This window comes from Agromyces sp. NSFZ, from assembly GCF_056156205.1.
In genome coordinates this window covers 1,937,420-1,957,121 of the sequence record NZ_CM149585.1, presented here as the reverse complement: position 1 = coordinate 1,957,121, position 19,702 = coordinate 1,937,420, and the positions used below count along the sequence as shown (strand labels likewise).

General features: G+C 70.6%; 17 protein-coding genes. 2 read left to right on the top strand and 15 right to left on the bottom strand.

Annotated features, from left to right (window positions below):
* Positions 1 to 8 precede the first annotated feature (8 nt).
* A complete protein-coding gene (locus ACVFI9_RS09310; RefSeq protein ID WP_474765978.1) occupies positions 9 to 848 on the top strand; it encodes a patatin-like phospholipase family protein in 840 nt (279 codons plus the stop codon).
* Positions 848 to 1,888 carry a 1-acyl-sn-glycerol-3-phosphate acyltransferase gene (locus ACVFI9_RS09305; RefSeq protein WP_474765977.1) on the top strand — a complete coding sequence of 347 codons (1,041 nt, stop codon included), beginning with the start codon at positions 848 to 850 and terminating at the stop codon, positions 1,886 to 1,888. The genes ACVFI9_RS09310 and ACVFI9_RS09305 overlap by 1 nt, the downstream gene beginning before the upstream one ends.
* 34 nt (positions 1,889 to 1,922) lie before the next feature.
* Here ACVFI9_RS09305 and hisD read toward each other — a convergent pair whose 3' ends face one another.
* From hisD to mraY, 15 genes are all read right to left on the bottom strand, one after another.
* The gene (gene hisD, locus ACVFI9_RS09300; protein ID WP_474765976.1) at positions 1,923 to 3,230 is read right to left on the bottom strand and encodes a histidinol dehydrogenase; all 1,308 of its coding nucleotides are present in this window, start codon (positions 3,228 to 3,230) and stop codon (positions 1,923 to 1,925) included.
* A 62-nt stretch (positions 3,231 to 3,292) separates the two neighbouring features.
* Complete coding sequence (dnaE, locus tag ACVFI9_RS09295; protein WP_474766218.1) at positions 3,293 to 6,763, bottom strand: DNA polymerase III subunit alpha; 3,471 nt, start codon at positions 6,761 to 6,763, stop codon at positions 3,293 to 3,295.
* Positions 6,764 to 6,878: 115 nt separating this feature from the next.
* Positions 6,879 to 7,799, bottom strand: a complete 921-nt coding sequence (locus ACVFI9_RS09290) for an RluA family pseudouridine synthase (protein WP_474765974.1) — start codon at positions 7,797 to 7,799, stop codon at positions 6,879 to 6,881.
* 2 nt (positions 7,800 to 7,801) lie between these two features.
* A complete protein-coding gene (gene lspA / locus ACVFI9_RS09285; RefSeq protein ID WP_474765972.1) occupies positions 7,802 to 8,461 on the bottom strand; it encodes a signal peptidase II in 660 nt (219 codons plus the stop codon).
* Entirely contained in the window at positions 8,451 to 9,128 is a 678-nt protein-coding gene (locus tag ACVFI9_RS09280; RefSeq protein WP_474765971.1) for a DivIVA domain-containing protein, read from the bottom strand. Before ACVFI9_RS09280 ends, lspA begins: the two co-directional genes overlap by 11 nt.
* Positions 9,129 to 9,242: 114 nt before the next feature.
* Complete coding sequence (locus tag ACVFI9_RS09275) at positions 9,243 to 9,560, bottom strand: YggT family protein (RefSeq protein WP_474765969.1); 318 nt, start codon at positions 9,558 to 9,560, stop codon at positions 9,243 to 9,245.
* A gap of 5 nt (positions 9,561 to 9,565) precedes the next feature.
* Positions 9,566 to 10,039, bottom strand: coding sequence for a cell division protein SepF (locus ACVFI9_RS09270; protein WP_474765968.1), 474 nt, complete (start codon positions 10,037 to 10,039; stop codon positions 9,566 to 9,568).
* Between the two features lie 33 nt (positions 10,040 to 10,072).
* On the bottom strand, positions 10,073 to 10,744 hold the full coding sequence (locus ACVFI9_RS09265; RefSeq protein ID WP_474765967.1) for a YggS family pyridoxal phosphate-dependent enzyme: 672 nt from the start codon (positions 10,742 to 10,744) through the stop codon (positions 10,073 to 10,075).
* Between the two features lie 31 nt (positions 10,745 to 10,775).
* Positions 10,776 to 11,972: a cell division protein FtsZ gene (gene ftsZ / locus ACVFI9_RS09260; protein ID WP_474765966.1), complete on the bottom strand. Its 1,197-nt coding sequence runs from the start codon at positions 11,970 to 11,972 to the stop codon at positions 10,776 to 10,778.
* Positions 11,973 to 12,132: 160 nt separating this feature from the next.
* A complete protein-coding gene (locus ACVFI9_RS09255; protein WP_474765965.1) occupies positions 12,133 to 13,215 on the bottom strand; it encodes a cell division protein FtsQ/DivIB in 1,083 nt (360 codons plus the stop codon).
* A 13-nt stretch (positions 13,216 to 13,228) separates the two neighbouring features.
* Positions 13,229 to 14,632, bottom strand: coding sequence for a UDP-N-acetylmuramate--L-alanine ligase (gene murC, locus ACVFI9_RS09250; RefSeq protein WP_474765963.1), 1,404 nt, complete (start codon positions 14,630 to 14,632; stop codon positions 13,229 to 13,231).
* Positions 14,633 to 14,720: 88 nt separating this feature from the next.
* Complete coding sequence (gene murG, locus ACVFI9_RS09245; RefSeq protein ID WP_474765961.1) at positions 14,721 to 15,821, bottom strand: undecaprenyldiphospho-muramoylpentapeptide beta-N-acetylglucosaminyltransferase; 1,101 nt, start codon at positions 15,819 to 15,821, stop codon at positions 14,721 to 14,723.
* The gene (gene ftsW, locus ACVFI9_RS09240; protein ID WP_474765959.1) at positions 15,818 to 17,083 is read right to left on the bottom strand and encodes a putative lipid II flippase FtsW; all 1,266 of its coding nucleotides are present in this window, start codon (positions 17,081 to 17,083) and stop codon (positions 15,818 to 15,820) included. The genes murG and ftsW overlap by 4 nt, the downstream gene beginning before the upstream one ends.
* The gene (gene murD, locus ACVFI9_RS09235; protein ID WP_474765958.1) at positions 17,043 to 18,599 is read right to left on the bottom strand and encodes a UDP-N-acetylmuramoyl-L-alanine--D-glutamate ligase; all 1,557 of its coding nucleotides are present in this window, start codon (positions 18,597 to 18,599) and stop codon (positions 17,043 to 17,045) included. Before murD ends, ftsW begins: the two co-directional genes overlap by 41 nt.
* Entirely contained in the window at positions 18,584 to 19,681 is a 1,098-nt protein-coding gene (gene mraY / locus ACVFI9_RS09230) for a phospho-N-acetylmuramoyl-pentapeptide-transferase (RefSeq protein WP_474765957.1), read from the bottom strand. Before mraY ends, murD begins: the two co-directional genes overlap by 16 nt.
* Positions 19,682 to 19,702: the final 21 nt, after the last annotated feature.

The following is a 19,702-nucleotide window of genomic DNA, read 5'->3' as shown; positions in this document are numbered from 1 at the left end:
ATGGCGCCATGGCCTCGGCGAGGGTGGCGTTCGTGCTCGGCGGCGGCGGCGTGCTGGGCGCCGTGCAGGTCGGGATGCTGCGAGCGGTGCTCGAGCGCGGCATCCGGCCCGACCTCGTCGTGGGCACGTCGATCGGCGCGGTCAACGGCGCGATCGTCGCCGCCGGTGTCGACGGAAGCGTCGATCGTCTCGAGCACGCGTGGACCTCACGGGACGCCCGTGTGCTCAAGACCGGCATGGGTCTCCGGCCCGGACGGGCCCACGTGATGTCGACCGGCCCGCTGGTCCGGCTGCTCGAGGCGGGACTGCCCGCCGCGCGGACCTTCGCCGACCTCGAGATCGAGTTCCGATGCTGTGCGGCGAGCATCGAACGGGCCGCGGAGCACTGGTTCTCCGACGGCCCGCTGATTCCCGCCGTCCTCGCCTCCTCCGCCCTGCCCGGTGTCTTCCCGGCCGTCGAGATCGGCGGCGAGCATTTCGTCGACGGCGGCATCGTGAACTCGATTCCGATCAGCGAGGCCGCCGCGGCGGGTGCGAGCGACATCTACGTCATGCAGGTGGGCCGGATCGAGTTCCCGCTCTCGGCTCCGCGCAACCAGTGGGACAACGCGCGCGTCGCGTTCGAGATCTCGCGCCGACATCGGTTCGCGCGCGACTCGGCCTCGCTGCCGGCGGGCACGCGCCTGCACGTGCTGCCGACCGGGACCACGTCCGAGCGTGAGAACCGGATCGCTCGCAACCTGTCGCCCGACGCCATCCGTCGTCGCATGGAGAGCGCCCATCGCGCCGCCGCCGCATACCTCGAGCGGGAGTCCGCGAGAGGTGTGCACGGCGGGATGCGCACCTGATGCGGGTTCCGCCGACCTGGGTGCGCCGGGTCGTCCTCGCACCGCTCGTGGTGATCGCGGCGATCGTCGTCACGGCAGTGCTTCCCGTGTGGCTGGGCATCGCCGCACTCGTGTCGATCCTCGTCGAGCGGCGCCTGCGTACGCCGCGGCTGCTCCTGATGGTGAACCTCTACCTGGTGTGGGATGCCGCGGGGCTGGTGATGCTGTTCGGGCTCTGGATCGCCTCCGGATTCGGTCGGCGCATCCACGCCCCCGGCTTCCAGCGGGCGCACTACCGCTTCGTCGCGAAGATGCTCCGCGTCCTGTTCCGGAGTGCGCACTGGCTGCTGCGCATCGAGATCGAGGTGCACACCGCCCAGGGATTCCACGACAACGACCGGCCCAGGCTCATCGCCAGCCGCCACGCCGGCCCCGGGAACTCGTTCGTCCTCATCCATGCGGTCTTCGACTGGTTCGACCGCTCGCCCCGCATCGTGCTGAAGGACACCCTGCAGTGGGATCCGGCCATCGACGTCGTCCTCAACCGGCTGCCGAACCGGTTCATCGCACCACCGTCGACCTCGGGGCGGCAGCGGCCGTCGGATGCCGGGCTCCAGGAGCGCGTCCGGGAACTCGCGAGCGACATGGGACCGCGGGACGCACTCGTGATCTTCCCCGAAGGCGGCAACTTCACCGAGAAACGTCGCTCGCGCGCCATCGAGCGGCTGCGCGCGGCCGGCCTGAACGCGGCGGCCGACCGAGCGGCGCGGCTGAAGAACGTCATGGCACCGCGACCGGGCGGCTTCTTCGCCGCCTTGGACGCTGCGCCCGACGCGGACGTGTTCCTCGTCGCCCACACGGGTCTCGACCGCATCCGCACGGTCACCGACGTGTGGCGCGAACTGCCCACCGACCGGACGATCATCATGCGGTTCTGGAGCGTGTCGCGCCAGGAGATCCCGGCCGACGCCGACGCGCGGAACGACTGGCTCATGAACGAGTGGGAGCGGATCGACGCGTGGGTCGAAGCGCACCGGCCCCAGGCTGCCGAGCAGCGCTGACGACGCCGCGACCGACGGCGCCGACCCGGCGGCCTCAGTGTGCGAAGCGCGCCGCCACGGCCTCGCCGTGGGCGGGAAGGTCCTCAGCGGTCGAGAGCGACGCGATCGCGGGCGCGACCTCGCGCAGGGCGTCGGCCTCGTAGCGCACGACCTGCTGCGGGCGCAGGAACGTCGCCGCGGAGAGCCCGGCCGCGTAGCGAGCCTGGCCGCCTGTCGGCAGCACGTGGTTGGACCCGGCGGCGTAGTCGCCGAGGCTCACCGGCGAGTAGTCGCCGATGAAGATCGCGCCGGCGTTCTCGATGCGCGCGAGCGCCGCGTCGTTGTCGCGCACCTGGATCTCGAGGTGCTCGGGCCCGAACGCGTTGGCGAAGTCGGTCGCCTGATCGAGATCGTCGACGAGCACGAGGGCCGACTGCTGCCCTTCGACGGCCGTGCGCACGCGCGCGGAGTGCTTCGTGGCGGCGACGCGGGCCTCGAGTCGCTCGAGCACGCGGGCGGCGAACTCGGGCGAATCGGTAACGAGCACCGATGCCGCGAGCTCGTCGTGCTCGGCCTGGCTCACGAGGTCGGCGGCCACGAAGTCGGGGTCGGCCGAGTCGTCGGCGATGACGAGGATGTCGGTGGGACCTGCCTCGGCGTCGATGCCCGTGACGCCCTGCACGAGCCGCTTCGCGGCCGCGACGAACACGTTGCCGGGTCCGGTGACCCGCTGCACGGGCTCCAGCCCGATGCCGGGCACGCCGTAGGCGAACGCGCCGATGGCGCCCGCCCCGCCCATGGCGTACACCTCGGTGATGCCGAGGAGCGCCGCGGCACCCGCCACGATGGGGTGCACGCGCCCGCCGAACGCCTCCTGCGCGGGCGACGCGAGCGCGATCGAACGCACGCCTGCGACCTGGGCCGGCACCACGTTCATGACGACGCTCGAGGGGTACACGGCCTTGCCGCCGGGCACGTAGAGGCCGACCCGGGCGACCGGCTGCCAGCGCTGCTCGACGACGGCGCCGTTCGCGAGCACGGTGCGCTGCGGCGCCGGCACCTGCGCGCGGCTCGCGGACCGCACGCGGTCGATGGTCGCCTCGATGGCCGAGCGGATGTCGGGCGCGAGCGCCTCGAGCGCCGCAGCGAGCTCCTCGGCCGGTACCCGCACCGCCGCCGGTCGCACGCGGTCGAACCGCTCGGCCTGGTCGAGCAGCGCCGCCTCGCCGCGCTTGCGCACGTCGTCGATGAGGGCGCGGGCACCGTCGAGGGCGGCCGTGACGTCGGTCGCGGCACGCGGAACGAGGGCGAGCAGTTCGGTGGCTGATGGGCGGGTTCCGCGGAGATCGATGGTACGCAGCATGACCCTCCCAGCCTACCGGCGCGACGGTCCCTGAACCTGTCGAAGGGGCCGGCCGCAGTCGGCTACACGAGGCAGTTCGGTCCGAGCAGGCTCTTGAGCTCCCCGTAGAGGTCCGCCGTGACCCGCACGGGATACGGCAGCTCGAAGACCCGCGCCGTACGACCCTTCACGAGCTTCAGTCGCACCTCGGTGTCGCCCCGGTGCCGGATGAGCACGTCGCCGAGCGCCGAGATGGTGTCGGTGGTGGCCCGCACGTCGGGCAGTGAGATGACGACCGGTCCGGATTCGTCGCCCTGACCGAGCTCGGGCGTGAACACGCTGTAGGCGTGCAGGTTCATGCCGTCGTCGCGCAGGCTCACCCGCCCCCTGACGACGGCGATGGAGTCGGCCTTCAGTCCCGGAGCGAACTCCTGGTACGCCTTGCCCATGAACATGACGGTGATCTCGCCCGAGAAGTCCTCGACCTGGATCATGCCGTACTGGTTGCCGCTCTGGCGGGCGACGCGATGCTGCACGCTCGTGACGAGCCCCGCAATGGTCACCGTGTCGCCGTCTTGCGTGGCGTCCGAGCTGACGAGCTCGGTGATGGTCGTCGAGGCGTGCTTCGCGAGCGGCGCCTCGAGCCCGGCGAGCGGGTGGTCGGACACGTAGAGCCCGAGCATCTCGCGCTCGAAGGCGAGCTTGTCGCGCTTCGCCCATTCGGGACGGTCGGGCACGAGCGAGGGCGCCGCCTCGCGCTCGTGGTCTTCGAAGAGGCTGTCGAAGTCGAACCCGATGTCGCCGACCTCCTCGGCGCGCTTCTCCTTGACGGCCGACTCGACCGCGCCCTCGTGGATCTCGACGAGCGCTCGACGGGTGTGGCCGAGCGAGTCGAACGCGCCCGCCTTCACGAGCGACTCGACGGTGCGCTTGTTCGCGACCTGGACCGGCACCTTCTTCAGGAAGTCGTGGAACGACTCGAACCGGCCCTTCGCCTCGCGGGCCGCCCGGATCGCGTCGACGACGTTGAAGCCCACGTTGCGCACCGCGCCGAGCCCGAAGCGGATGTCGTCGCCGACGGCCGCGAAGAAGCCGATCGACTCGTTCACGTCGGGTGGCAGCACCTTGATGCCCATGCGGCGGCACTCGTTGAGGTAGAGCGCGAGCTTGTCGCGGGCGTCGCCGACGCTCGTGAGGAGCGCCGCCATGTACTCGGCCGGGAAGTGCGCCTTCAGGTACGCGGTCCAGTAGCTGAGGACGCCGTAGGCGGCCGAATGCGCTTTGTTGAAGGCGTAGTCGGAGAACGGCAGCAGGATGTCCCAGAGGGTCTTGATCGCGGCATCCGAGAAGCCGTTGGACGTCATGCCGGCCGAGAATCCCTCGTACTGCTTGTCGAGCTCGGACTTCTTCTTCTTGCCCATGGCACGACGCAGGATGTCGGCCTGGCCGAGCGAGAACCCGGCGACCTTCTGCGCGATCGCCATCACCTGCTCCTGGTAGATGATGAGGCCGTAGCTCGTGTCGAGGATGTCCTTCAGCGGCTCCTCGAGCTCGGGATGGATGGGCGTGATCGGCTGCAGGCCGTTCTTGCGCAGCGCGTAGTTGATGTGCGAGTTCGCGCCCATGGGGCCGGGGCGGTACAGCGCGATGACGGCCGAGATGTCCTCGAAGTTGTCGGGCTTCATCTGCCGCAGGAGCGAGCGCATGGGGCCGCCGTCGAGCTGGAACACGCCCAGGGTGTCGCCGCGCGAGAGCAGCGCATAGGCCTCGGGGTCGTCGAGCGCGAGGTCTTCGAGCACGGGCCGGAATCCGCGGTTGGCCTCGATGTTGTCGAGCGCATCGTCGATGATGGTGAGGTTCCGCAGCCCCAGGAAGTCCATCTTGATGAGGCCGAGCGCCTCGCACGCCGGGTAGTCGAACTGCGTGACGATCTGGCCGTCCTGCTCCCGCTTCATGATCGGGATGATGTCGATCAGCGGGTCGCTCGACATGATGACGCCGGCGGCGTGGACGCCCCACTGCCGCTTCAGGTTCTCGAGTCCGAGGGCCGTCTCGAAGACCGTCTTGGCCTCGGCGTCGGTCTCGATGAGGGCCCGGATGTCGCCGGCCTCCTTGTAGCGCGGATGCTGCGGGTCGACGATGCCCGAGAGGGGGATGTCCTTGCCCATGATCGTGGGCGGCATCGCCTTGGTGAGCTTCTCCCCCATGCCGAACGGGAAGCCGAGGACGCGTGACGAGTCCTTCAGCGCCTGCTTCGCCTTGATGGTGCCGTACGTCACGATCTGCGCGACGCGCTCGTCGCCGTACTTGTCGGTGACGTAGCGGATCACCTCGCCACGGCGGCGCTCGTCGAAGTCCACGTCGAAGTCGGGCATCGACACGCGATCGGGGTTCAGGAACCGCTCGAAGATGAGCCCGTGCTGCAGGGGGTCGAGGTCGGTGATGCGCATGGCGTAGGCGGCCATCGACCCGGCGCCCGATCCACGACCGGGGCCGACGCGGATGCCGTTGTTCTTCGACCAGTTGATGAAGTCGGCGACCACGAGGAAGTAGCCGGGGAACCCCATCTGGGTGATGACGCCGACCTCGTAGTCGGCCTGGAGCCGCACGTCGTCGGGGATGCCGTTCGGGTAGCGAACGTGCAGGCCCCGCTCGACCTCCTTCACGAACCAGCTCTCCTCGCTCTCGCCCTCGGGCACGGGGAAGCGCGGCATGTAGTTCGCGCTGGTGTTGAACTGCACGTCGGCGCGCTCGGCGATGAGCAGGGTGTTGTCGCACGCCTCGGGGTGGTCGCGGAAGACGTGGCGCATCTCGGCCGCGGTCTTCAGGTAGAAGTCGTCGGCGTCGAACTTGAACCGGTTGGGGTCGTCGAGCGTCGACCCCGACTGCACGCAGAGGAGCGCCGCGTGGCTCTTCGCGTCGTGCGCGTGCGTGTAGTGCAGGTCGTTGGTCGCGACGAGCGGCAGGTCGAGCTGGTTCGCGAGCCGCAGCAGGTCGTCCATGATGCGCCGCTCGATGCCGAGCCCGTGGTCCATGATCTCGGCGAAGAAGTTCTCCTTGCCGAAGATGTCGCGGTAGTCGGATGCCGCCTTCAGCGCCTCGTCGTACTGGCCGAGCCGGAGCCTGGTCTGCACCTCGCCCGAGGGGCATCCCGTGGTCGCGATCAGCCCCTTCGAGTAGGTCTGCAGCAGCTCGCGGTCCATGCGGGGCTTGAAGTAGTAGCCCTCGATCGAGGCGAGGCTCGACAGCCGGAACAGGTTGTGCATGCCCTCGGTCGTCTCGGAGAGCAGGGTCATGTGCGTGTACGCACCCGAGCCCGACACGTCGTCGCCGCCGCCGCTGCCCCAGCGCACGCGCGTCTTGTCGCTGCGGTGGGTGCCCGGCGTGAGGTACGCCTCGGTGCCGATGATCGGCTTGATGCCGGCATCCGTCGCCTGCTTCCAGAAGTCGTAGGCGCCGAACACGTTGCCGTGGTCGGTGACCGCGACGGCCGGCATGCCCTCGTCGTTCGCCTTCTGGATGAGCTCCCCGACCCTGGCGGCACCGTCGAGCATCGAGTACTCGCTGTGCACATGCAGGTGGACGAAGGAATCGGCGGCCACTGGGCTCCTCTTCGGTGTTGCTGCGAGCTGGGTGGGGGCCTCCCAGTCTAGGGTCGACCACCCACGTTCAATCCTGCCGCAGCACCTCGAGCGCGTGCGCGAGGTCGGCCGGGTAGTCCGATTCGAAGGTCGTCCAAGCGCCGGATCCAGGGTGGGCGAATGACAGCCGGTACGCGTGCAGCCACTGCCGCTCGAGGCCGAGCCTCGCCGACAACGTCGGATCCGCGCCGTACATGGCGTCGCCGGCGCACGGATGCCGCTGCGCCGCCATGTGCACGCGGATCTGATGCGTGCGGCCGGTCTCGAGGTGCACCTCGAGCAGCGACGCGTACGGGAACGCCTCGATGGTCTCGTAATGGGTGACCGCGTGCTTGCCGCCCGCCACCACGGCGAACTTCCACTCCGAACGCGGGTGCCGGCCCACGGGCGCGTCGATCGTGCCGGCCAGCGGGTCGGGATGCCCCTGCACGACGGTGTGGTACACCTTCTCGACCTCGCGGTCGTGGAACTGGCGCTTCAGGTCGGAGTACGCGCGTTCGGACTTCGCGACCACCATGAGCCCGCTCGTGCCCTGGTCGAGCCGGTGCACGACACCCTGCCGCTCTGGCGCACCGGACGTCGAGATGCGGTACCCCGCTGCGGCGAGAGCGCCGACGACGGTGGGTCCCTCCCAGCCGAGCGACGGATGGGCCGCCACGCCCGCCGGCTTGTCGACGACCACGAGGTCGTCGTCGTCGAAGACGATGCCGAGGTCGGGAACCGGGATCGCCTCGACCTCGAGGGTGCGCGGCGGTTCCCAGCTCACCTCGAGCCAGGCGCCGCCGCGGAGCCGGTCGGACTTGTCGACGACGGCGCCGTCGAGCACGGCTCCGCCGGCCGCGGCGATGTCGGCCGCCTGGGTGCGCGAGAAGCCCAGGAGCTTCGCGAGACCCTGGTCGACGCGCACCCCGTCGAGCCCGTCGGGCACGGGGAATGAACGGCGCTCCATGCTCAGGACTCGGCGGCGAGTTGCGTGCCCGCCAGCGGCGTGCGCCCGTCGCCGGCGGCATCGCCGTCGGGGCGGTCGCTCGTCGTCTCGCCGGGCGCCTCGGGATCCGCCTCGGGTCCGGCCTCGGCCGCGGCATCCGCCCGCTTCGACTCACGGGTCCCGTCGAGTCCCACGCCGCGGATCGTCAACAGCATGAAGAGCGCCATGCTCGAGAGGATGGCGATGTCGGCGATGTTGTAGATCGCCGGGATGAGCCACGGCGTCGAGATGAAGTCGATGACGTGGCCCAGGCCGAAGCTCGGCTCGCGAAGGAGCCGGTCGGTGAGATTGCCGAGCACGCCGCCGAGCAGCAGTCCGAACACCATCGCCCAGGCGATCGAGCGGATGCGCCTGGCGAACCACGCGATGAACGTGATCACGCCCGCGGCGAGGATCGTGAAGATCCACGTCATGCCGCTCGCCAGCGAGAACGCGGCGCCAGGGTTCCGCACGAACTGCCACTGCAGCACGTTGCCGAGCACCGGCACGACCTCACCCTCGGTGAGGTTCGTGACGACGAGGTACTTGCTCAGCTGGTCGATGCCGTACACCACGAGGGCGGCGGCCAGCAGGATGAGGAGTGCAGTAGCGGTGCCGACCTTCGCGGCCCGCTCAGCCGCCAAAGCCCTGGAAGGTCGGGGCCGGAGTCTGCTCGTTCACCGGCGACGAGAAGCCCTGGCTGCCCGAGACCTGCACGGGCGCGGCGGTGTCGAGCTCGCGGAGCTGGCCCTCGATGTAGCTCTTCAGCTTCTGGCGGTACTCCCGCTCGAAGACGCGCAGCTCATCGACGCGCTTCTCGAGCGCGAGGCGCTCCTGGTCGAGGATGTTCATCTGCGCGCGCTGCTTCGCCTCGGCCTCGGCCACCACCCGCGCGGCGGTCGCGTGACCCTCGGCGATGAGCGCGTCGCGCTTCTCGATGCCCTCGCGCACGTGCTCCTCGTGGAGGCGGCGGGCCAGCTGCAGCAGGTTGGTGGTCGAGGTCTGCTCGTCGAGCTCCGACTGCGGCGCGGCGGGCGCCTGCGTGGGGACGGCCACCGTGGGCGGCGGTGCGGCGGGCTCGGCGTAGACCGCGGCAGGGGCCGGCGCGGCGGGGGCGGACTTGCCGGCCTCCGCAGCACGGGCTTCGGCCGCGGCGAGCCGCTGGCGCAGTTCCTCGTTCTCCTGGTTCAGCCGGCGCAGCTCGACGACCACCTCGTCGAGGAAGTCATCGACCTCGTCCTGGTCGTAACCCTCCCGGAACTTCGTCGCCTGGAAGCGCTTGTTGACCACATCTTCCGGAGTTAGCGCCATGGCTTCCCACCCTCAAATCTGTCGAACTGTTCGATCACGTTCAGCTAACGGTAGCAAAGACCTCGTGGAGGCCGCAGTGCCGATGACGCACGCGTCCACCCTCGCAGCAGATGGTCAGCCACTCACCCGTGCGAGGTCCGCCAACCACGACACGACGGTCATCGCGATGATGACCGTCAGCATGGCCAGGCTCCACCCGAGATCGAGTGCGACCTGGCCGATGCGTATCGGCGGCACGAGCCGCCGGAAGAAGCGCACGAGCGGATCCGTCACCGTGTACACGGCCTCGACGATCACGAGCCACGGCCCCCGCGGGCGCCACGAGCGGTTGAACGTGCGCACGAGATCCAGCACGAAACGAGCCCACATCACGAAGAAGTAGATGAGGAGCAGCGTGTAGAGGATGTTCCAGACGACGACGAGAGCGCCCACGGCGGCTACGCGTGCGTGAAGAACGACGCGTCGACGTCGCCTTCGGCCTCGCCGGCTTCGCCGGAGACGACCACGTGGGCGGGCGAGAGCAGGAACACCTTGCTGGTCACGCGCTCGATCTTGCCATACAGACCCTGGGAGAGTCCGCTCGCGAAGTCGATGAGGCGACGCGCGTCGCCGTCGGACATCTGCGAGAGATTGATGATCACGGGGACGCCCTCGCGGAAGGACTCGGCGATCACCTGGGCGTCACGGTACTGACGCGGGTGCACGGTGAGGATCTCGTTCATCTCCGCCTGCGGTGTGGTCGGTTGGACATGGTGCCGTCGCAGCGGCGTCACGGCCGCTCCGGTCTTGGGGGCGGGGGTCGCGGCGTGCACGATGGGCGCGGCGGGCGCGGGCGCCGGCTGCGGCTCCGGCTCGAGCTCCTCATCGGCGAGTCCGAGGTAGACCATGGTCTTCTTGAGCGGGTTCGACATCGCTGCCTCCGTCTGTGTTCCGTCTGTTCGAGGCTAACCGGCGTCCGGCCGATTCCCCGTGATTGCCGTTCCGATGCGCAGGTGTGTCGCGCCCTCCAGAATCGCCTCGCGAAAATCGTGCGACATCCCCATGGACAAGTCGGCCGCATCGGGTGCGAGTCGCCGGATGCGCTCCGACAGCAGCCGCATCCTCGCGAACGCGGGACGCGGCGGTTCGCCGAGCGGCGCGACGGCCATGAGCCCGCGCAGGCGCAGCCCGGGGGTCGCGAGCACGTGCTCGACGAGCTCGTCGAGTCCCTCGGGAGCGACCCCGCCGCGACCGGGATCGTCGGAGAGGTCGACCTGCACGAAGCAGTCGACGGATGCCTCGTCGGAACGGAGTGCGTCGACGAGCGACATCCGGTCGACCGAATGGATGACGGACGCGTACGCGCGCACCTGCCGCGCCTTCTTCGACTGGAGCTGGCCCACGAAGTGCCAGCGCAGGTGGAGGTCGGCAAGTGCCTCGGCCTTCGCCTTCGCCTCCTGGTGGCGGTTCTCGCCGACATCGCGCACGCCGAGCGACGCGAGTTCCTCGATGAGCGACACCGGCTGGAACTTCGTCACGACGATGGTCGTGATCTCCGCGGGGCTGCGACCGGCGTCGCGCGCGGCATCCGCGATGCTCCCCTGCACGGCCGCCAGGCGGTCGGCGAGGGCGCTCACGGATGCTCCGTGACGTCGGATTCGCAGCCGCTCATTTCAGGAAGTCGGGGATGTCGAGGTCGTCGTCGGCTTCGTCGAAGGCGGGGTCCGAGACGATCTGGTCGGCAGCGGCCGTCGGCGCCTCGCCCCAGTTCGCGGTCTCGACGAGTTCGTCGATGTCGATCTCGCCGATGACGTCGGCCGTCTCGCCGCCGAGGGCCGCCCCGCCGACGCTCGCGCCGACCGCCGCCGGAACGAAGTTCGTGCGCCTCGCCTCGACGGGCTGCGGCTTGGCATTGGGCTCGCCGCCGTCGAAGCCCGCGGCGATGACCGTGACCCGCACCTCGTCGCCGAGGGTGTCGTCGATGACGGCGCCGAAGATGATGTTGGCCTCGGGATGCACGGCCTCCTGCACGAGGCGGGCGGCGTCGTTGATCTCGAAGATGCCGAGGTTCGAGCCGCCCTGGATCGACAGCAGCACGCCGTGCGCACCGTCGATCGACGCCTCGAGCAGCGGGCTCGCCACGGCGAGCTCGGCGGCCTTGATCGCGCGGTCGGCGCCACGGGACGATCCGATGCCCATGAGGGCGGAGCCGGCGCCCTGCATGACCGACTTCACGTCGGCGAAGTCGAGGTTGATGAGGCCGGGCGTCGTGATGAGGTCGGTGATGCCCTGCACACCGGCGAGCAGCACCTGGTCGGCCGTGGCGAACGCCTCGAGCATCGAGATCCCGCGATCGCTGATCTCGAGCAGTCGGTCGTTCGGCACGACGATGAGGGTGTCGACCTCCTCCTTCAGGCGGGCCACGCCCTGCTCGGCCTGGGTCTGGCGGCGCTTGCCCTCGAAGCCGAACGGCTTGGTGACGACACCGATGGTGAGCGCGCCGATGGACTTCGCGATGCGAGCCACCACGGGTGCGCCGCCCGTGCCGGTGCCGCCGCCCTCCCCGGCCGTGACGAACACCATGTCGGCGCCCGCGAGGGCCTCCTCGATCTCCTCGGCGTGGTCTTCCGCGGCGCGCCGGCCGACCTCGGGATCGGCGCCGGCGCCGAGGCCGCGGGTGAGGTCGCGCCCGACGTCGAGCTTGACGTCGGCGTCGCTCATCAGCAGCGCCTGCGCGTCGGTGTTGATGGCGATGAACTCGACACCGCGGAGGCCGAGTTCGATCATCCGGTTGACGGCGTTCACACCGCCGCCGCCGATGCCGACGACCTTGATGACGGCGAGGTAGTTCTGGTTTGTCGACATGACCGGCCTTCCGTGCGAACTCTGAACCTTGAACCTCTAGTCGAAGGTTAAAGTTTTGCTGAGTATGCAATTCCTGTTTCGAAGGTAGGTGCCCAGCGCGCCCCCGCGCGGCAAGACGGGCCCGCGTGTCGCGATCCGCTCGCGGTTTCGGAATCGCCGCTCAACGGGTGACGGGGCTGGAGGGCGCCGACACGTCGTAGACGTCCACCGTGTCGGGCGGCGCGCCGCGCATCAGCGCCGCGAGCACGGTGGCCTTGAAGGCCGACTCCTCGGCACTCCCCCACACCACGCTCGCGCCGCCCTCGAGCTCGAGGCGCACGTCGTCGGCGGTGTCGGCGCTCGCCCTGGCCAGTTGCGCACGCACCTCGGGCGGCAGGCTGCGCACCACCCCGGCGACCGCGCGGAACCCCTCGTCGGCCACGCCGCCCTCGACCTCGATGAGCGGCTGCCCGGCCGGTCGCTCGTCGGGACGCTCGATCACCACGCCCGCAGCGTCGACGAGTTCGAGTCCCGAGCCCGTGTCGATGACCCCCACCGGCGTGCGCTCGACGATGCGCACCACGAGCGTGCCGGGCGGGATCGTCTCGGTCGCATAGGTCTCGATGAGCGGGAACCCGGAGAGCGCCGCGTGCACCTCACGCGCCTCGATGAGCGGCAGCGGGGTGCCCAGCACTCCGTCGAAGGCCGCCTGCACCTCCGCTGCCGGAATGCGCTGCGCACCCTCGATGCGCACCTCGCGGAGCGCCATGAGCGGTGAGTACGCCGCTGCGGCGACCACGGCCACGAGTGCGAGGATCGAGCCGACGGCCACGGCCCACGTGATGCGCCGACGCCGCGAGCGCTTGGTGAAGCGCCGCACCTCCTGCTTCTCGTAGCGGCGACGCTCCCGCGCCGCGGCGGCCAGCGCGCGCCTGGCCGCACGCGCGTCGCCCGGGGCATCGCGCGAAGCCTCACGCGATTCGTCACGCGGTTCGTCACGCGGCCGGTCGACGCGCTCGGGCTCGACGGATGCCGGGAGCACGGGAATCGGCTCGGTGGCCACGTGGTCGGCAGTCGCCGCGGGCGACGATGACGGCGACGGCTTCGACGCCGGCGCTGTCGCGCGACGCGACGCCCGAGCGCCCGACGCGGACGCCGTCGTCGACACGGGGCTCGACGCGCGCGCCGCGGCCGGCGGCGCTTCGGACTCCGACGCCCGCGACGCCGGCGGCGTCGGACGGTCGAAGCCCTGGGGCCGCTTCACGCCCGGCGCGCCCTCATCCGCGCGCCTTCTCGAGCGATCCGAGCAGCTGCGGCACGATCCGGTAGACGTCGCCGCAGCCGAGCGTGACGACGAAGTCGCCCTCGTGCGCGATGCGTGCGGTGTGGTCGGCGGCCTCCTGCCAATCGGCGATGAAGGCCACGTGCGAGGGGTCGCTGAAGCGCTCGCTCACCAGGGCACCCGTCACGCCGGGTTCCGGGTCCTCGCGGGCGCCGTACACGTCGAGCACGACGGTCTCGTCGGCGTACCGCTCGAGCACCTCGGCGAACTCCTTGGCGAACAGCCGGGTGCGGCTGTAGAGGTGGGGCTGGTGCACGGCGATGATGCGCCCGTCGCCGACGACGGTGCGTGCGGCCGCGAGGGCGGCGGCGACCTCCGTCGGGTGGTGCGCATAGTCGTCGTAGACGCTCACGCCGCCGACGGTGCCGTGCAGCTCGAAGCGCCGGCCGGTGCCCGCGAACCGGGCGATGCCGGCGAGGGATGCCTCGGGGTCGAACCCGAGTCCGACGAGCACCGCGAACGCCCCGGCCGCGTTGATCGCGTTGTGCCGCCCGGGCACCCGGAGCGTCGCGCGGTACTCGACGCCCTCGTACTCGACGGCGAAGGCGACGGGACCGTCGGTCTCGATGGAATGCACGCGCACCGTGGCATCCGGAGCCTCGCCGAAGGTCATCACCCGCTCGTGCGAGAGCCGTGCGGTGACGCGCTTCGCGCCCGCATCGTCGGACGAGATGACGACGAGTTCGCGCGCGCGTTCGGCGAAATCGACGAACGCCTGCTCGAACGCCTCGAGCGAGCCGTAGTGGTCGAGATGGTCGGGGTCGACGTTCGTCACGAGCGCGACCGACGTGTCGTAGAAGAGGAACGAGCCGTCGGACTCGTCGGCCTCGACGACGAAGAGCTCGCCCTGCCCGGCTGCCGCGCTCGTGCCGAGCTCCTCGATGACGCCGCCGTTCACGAAGCTCGGGTCCTCGCCGAGGGCGAGCAGGCCCGTGATGATCATGCCCGTCGACGTGGTCTTGCCGTGCGCGCCCGCGACCGACACGAGACGCCGCCCGCCGATGAGGGCTGCGAGGGCCTGCGACCGGTGCAGCACCGGGAGGCCCCACTCGAGCGCGAGCCGGTATTCGGGGTTGTCCTGCCAGAGCGCGCCCGTCACCACGACGGTGTCGACGTCGTCGCGGAGGTTCGCAGCATCGTGCCCGATCGCGATCTCGGCACCGAGCGCCCGCAGGGCGGCGATGTTGTCGGAGTCGCGCACGTCGGAGCCCGTGACCCGGTGTCCGTCGCCGAGGAACAGCCGCGCGATGCCGCTCATGCCGGATCCGCCGATGCCGACGAAGTGCACGTTGCCGAGCTCGGCGGGGATCCTGGCGTTCGGGTCGGGCTTGATGGTCACGGTGCGGCGGCTTCTTCCTCGAGTGCGGTTCGGTGGGCTGGGTCGGCGTTTCGAAGTGGCGGATGCCGCGGCATCCGCTCACTCCACGTTACGCGTTGCGCGCGCGCTCGCCGGCACCCCCGCCGAGCGCCGCGTCGATGAGCGCGACCATGCGGTCGGTGCCGTCGCGCCGGCCGACGGATGCCGCGGCCTCGGCCATGCGATCGACACGCGCCGGGTCGCCGAGGAGCGGCAGGAGCTGCGCCTCGACCCAGTGCGGCACGAACTCGGCGTCGTCGACGAGGATGCCGCCGCCCGCACCCACGACGTCGGCAGCGTTGAAGCGCTGCTCGCCGTTGCCGACGGGGTACGGCACGTACACGGCGGGGATGCCGAGCGCCGCGAGCTCGCTCACGGTGGCGGCGCCGGCGCGTGACACGGCGACGTCGGCGAGGGCGAGGGCGAGGTCCATGCGGTCGGCGTACGCGATCATGCGGTACCCCTCGACAGCGGGGTCGGCGACATCGGCGTTGCCCCCGGCGACATGCAGCACCTGCCAGCCCGCGGCCGTGATGGCCGCAGCGCTGGCGACCATCGTGCGGTTGATGCGCCGGGCGCCGAGCGAACCGCCCGTGGCGAGCAGCACTCGCCGACCCGCGTCGAGGCCGAAGAGGCTCGCGGCCTCGCTGCGGAGGGCCGCGCGGTCGAGCATCTCGATCTCCCGGCGGAGGGGCATGCCGACCAGTTCGGCGTTCCGAAGCGGGGTGCCGCTGAACGCCACGCCGACCCGCGCGGCCCAGCGGGCGCCGAGGCGATTGGCGAGGCCGGGCTTCGCGTTCGCCTCGTGGATGGCGACCGGCACCCGCGCCGACCGCGCGGCCAGGTACGCGGGCGTCGACACGTAGCCGCCGAAGCCGACCACGACGTCGACTCCGCGCTCGCGGAGGATGCGGGCGACGTCGTCGATCGACCGTCGGAACCGCATGGGGAACGCCAGAGCCGCACGGTTCGGTCGCCGCGGGAACGGCACCTTCGCGATCGTGAGGAGCTCGTAGCCGCGGGCCGGCACGAGTCGGGCCTCGAGGCCCTCGGCCGTGCCCAGCACGAGCACCTCGCACGACGGGTCGCGCTCGCGGAGCCGGTCGGCCACGGCGAGCAGCGGGTTCACGTGGCCGGCGGTGCCGCCGCCGGCCAGGAGGTACGTCGTCATCGGGTCGGCCGCCCTGCGGAACGCGAGGACGCTCGCGCGGCGGCGCGCGCCTCGGCGCGAGCGGCGGCCCGCGTCGCCGCCTCGGGGTCGCGCGCCACCGAGAGCACGACGCCGATCGCGAGCAGTGTGGTGAGCAGCGCCGTGCCGCCCGCCGAGACGAGGGGCAGCGGCACGCCGAGGACGGGGAAGACTCCGAGCACGACACCGATATTGACACACGCCTGGCCGACGACCCACACCAGCACGGCAGCCGTGACCGTCTTCGCGAACGGCGTGCGCGCCGACCGCAGGACGCGCGCGAACGCGACCGCGAGCATCACGAAGAGCCCGATGACCACCACGGCGCCGATGAGCCCGAGCTCCTCGCCGATGATCGCGAAGATGAAGTCGTTGTCGGCGGCCGGCAGCCACGACCACTTCGCGGTGGAGTTGCCGAGCCCGACGCCGAAGACGCCCCCGTTGGCGAGCGCGAACCGGCCGTGCTGGATCTGCCAGCAGTCGGCCTCGTCGATGGTCGTGCAGTTCTCCTGCAGGAACGCCGTGATGCGGCGCATCCGGCTGTCGCTCGATACGGCGACGATGACGAACACCGCGATGCCGAGGAGCACCGGCGGCAGCAGCAGCCGGATGCGCACGCCGATGAGGAACAGGGCGCCCAGGAGCATCGCGCCCATGATCATGACGGTGCCGAGGTCCCCGCCGAGCAGCACGAGCGCGATGGCGCCGCCGCCGACGAGCAGGATCGGCACGATGCCGTGCGTGAAGTCGCCGAGCTGGGCCTGCTTCTTGGTGACGATGAGGCCGAGCCAGATGACGAGTGCGACCTTGATGAGCTCCGACGGCTGGAACTGCACCCCGCCGATGGCGAGCCAGTTCGTGTTGCCGCCGACCGTGACACCGAGGTCGGTCGCGACGACGAGCACCTGCAGGGCGCACGAGACGCTGAGCGCCGGCCACGCGAGCCGCATCCAGAACGCCTCGGGCATACGGCTCGCGATGAGCATGATCGGGATGCCGAACAGCGCGTACATGCCCTGGCGGGTCGCCTGCACGAAGAACCCGCCCTCCTCGAGGTTGGACTCGACCGACGATGACGAGAGCACCATCACGAGGCCGAACACGACGAGGAAGAGCGTCGTGCCGAGCAGCAGGAAGTAGTCCTTCGACTCGACGCGGAAGACCCGGCCGAGCCGGATGCGGGCGGCGGAGACGCCCGCCGGCTCAGCCTTCGGGGCTCGGGTCGTGCGGGGCGGAGTCGCCATCCGCCTCACCTCCCAGCCTCGCTCTGACCGCCTCGTGGAAACGCCGGCCGCGGTCGGCGTAGTCGGCGAACTGGTCCATCGACGCCGCCGCCGGTGCGAGGAGCACGGTGTCCCCCGGTTCGGCCGCAGCCGCGGCCAGGGCGACCGCTTCGGGCATCACCGTCTCAGTGTCATCCGTCACGACCTCGAACAGTGGCAGCTCCGGCGCGTGTCGCCGGAACGCCGCGATCAGGGCCGCGCGGTCGACGCCGATCACGATCGCGGCTCGCAGCCTGGCGACGTGCGCGGCCACGAGGGCATCGGCGTCGACGCCCTTGAGCAGCCCGCCGACGATCCACACGATTCGCGGGAAGGCCCGCAGCGAGGCCTCGGCCGCGTGCGGGTTGGTGGCCTTGGAGTCGTCGATCCAGCGGATGCCGCCGGCGTCGGCGACCTGCTCGATGCGGTGCGCGTCGAGCCGGAAGGTGCCGAGCGCGTCGTGGATGATGCCGACGGGCACCCCGTAGGAGCGCGCGAGCGCGGATGCCGCGAGGATGTTCGCCACGACGTGCGGCGCCCCGAGACCGCGCGGCTCGAGCTCGGCGACCGTGGTGATCTCGAGCGCGGCCGTGCGACGCTCGTCGAGGAACGCCCGGTCGCACAGGATGCCCTCGACGACCCCGAAGTCGCTCGGGCCCGGCACGTCGAGGCCGAAGCCGATGGCGCGTGCGCCCTCCTCGACCTCGGCCTCCTCGACCATGTGCATGGTCGCCTCGTCGGCGCGGTTGTACACGCACGCGACCTTGGTGTTCGCGTAGACCGTCGCCTTCGCCGCGCGGTACGCCTCTGGCGAGCCGTGCCAGTCGAGGTGGTCGTCGGCGACGTTGAGGCAGACGCTCGCCCACGGGTGCAGGGCCCCCGGGCCCGACGTCGGCAGGTGGTGCAGCTGGTAGCTCGAGAGCTCGACCACGAGCACGTCGAAGCCGCCGGGGTCGCGCACCGCATCGAGCACGGGCACGCCGATGTTGCCGCACGGCGCCGCGCGCAGCCCGTTCGCGGCGAGGAAGGTCGCCGCGAGCTGCACGGTGGTGGTCTTGCCGTTCGTGCCGGTGACGAGGATCCATTCGGCGGCGTTCACCTTGTCGCGCACGCGCCAGGCCAGCTCGATGTCGCCCCACACGGCGACGCCGGCGCCACCGGCCCACTCGAGCACGGGGTGGTCGGGGTGGAATCCGGGCGACGCCACGACGAGCTCGGGCGCGAACGTCACGAGGTCGACTGGCACGGCGTCGAGCGGATGCCGCAGCAGCTGTGCCCCGATGACCTCGAGGATCCGCGCGCGGTCGTCGTCGACCTCGGGGGCGACGACGAGCACCTCGGCGCCGAGCTCGGTCAGGGTGTCGGCCACCGCGAAGCCCGTCACGCCCACGCCGAGCACCGCGACGCGGAGTCCCTTCCAGTCGGCGTTCCAGCTGGTGAGCGTGTCGAGCCGGGCGCGTGCGCCCGCGGCATCCGCCTCGGTCACCGCTGCAGCCACTCGAAGTAGAAGCTGCCGACGCCGGCCGCCACGAGCAGCCCTGCGATGATCCAGAAGCGCACGACGATCGTGACCTCGGCCCAGCCCTTCAGCTCGAAGTGGTGGTGGATCGGGCTCATCAGGAAGATGCGCTTGCCGCGGGTGAGCTTGAAGTACGCGCGCTGCACGATCACCGAGCCGGTCTCGATCACGAACAACCCGCCGATCAGGATGAGCAGCAGCTCGGTGTGGCTGACGATCCCGAGCGCGGCCAGCGCGCCGCCGAGCGCGAGCGAGCCCGTGTCGCCCATGTAGATATGGGCGGGGTTCGTGTTCCACCAGAGGAAGCCGATGAGACCGCCGACGATCGCCGTGGCCACGATGGCCAGGTCGAGCGGGTCGCGCACCTCGTAGCAGCGGTAGACGTCGTCCGGGTTGAGGTTGTCGCTGAAGCAGGACTGGTTGAACTGCCAGAAGCCGATGACGACGAACGATCCGATGGCGAGGATCGACGCACCGCCGGCCAGCCCGTCGAGCCCGTCGGTCACGTTCACCGCGTTCGAGGCGCCCACCGTGAGCAGGCCGATCCAGATGACGTAGAGCGCGATGCCCACGACGGTGCCGAAGACCATGAAGTCGAGCGGCAGGTCGCGGATGAACGAGATGCTCGTGCTCGCCGGGGTCACGCTCTCGTCGTTCGGGAACTGCAGCGCGAGCAGCGCGAACGCCGCCGCCACCACGACCTGCCCGGCGACCTTCGCCCAACCGCCCAGGCCGAGGCTCTGCTTCTTCCGGGTCTTCAGGAAGTCGTCGATGAAGCCCACCAGGCCGAGGCCCACCATCATGAACAGCACGAGCAGGCCGGAGGCGGTCGGCGGCTCGTTGCTCACCACGAGCGTGGCCACGAAGTACCCGAACAGGGCGCCGAGGATGAAGACGATGCCGCCCATCGTGGGCGTGCCGCGCTTGACGTGGTGCGTCTTCGGGCCGTCGTCGCGGATGAACTGGCCCCAGCCGATGCGGCGGAACAGCCGGATGAACAGCGGGGTCAGGAAGAGCGTGAAGGCGAGCGACAACGCCCCGGCGGTCAGCAGTGCTCTCACGCGAACCATTCTCCCAATCGG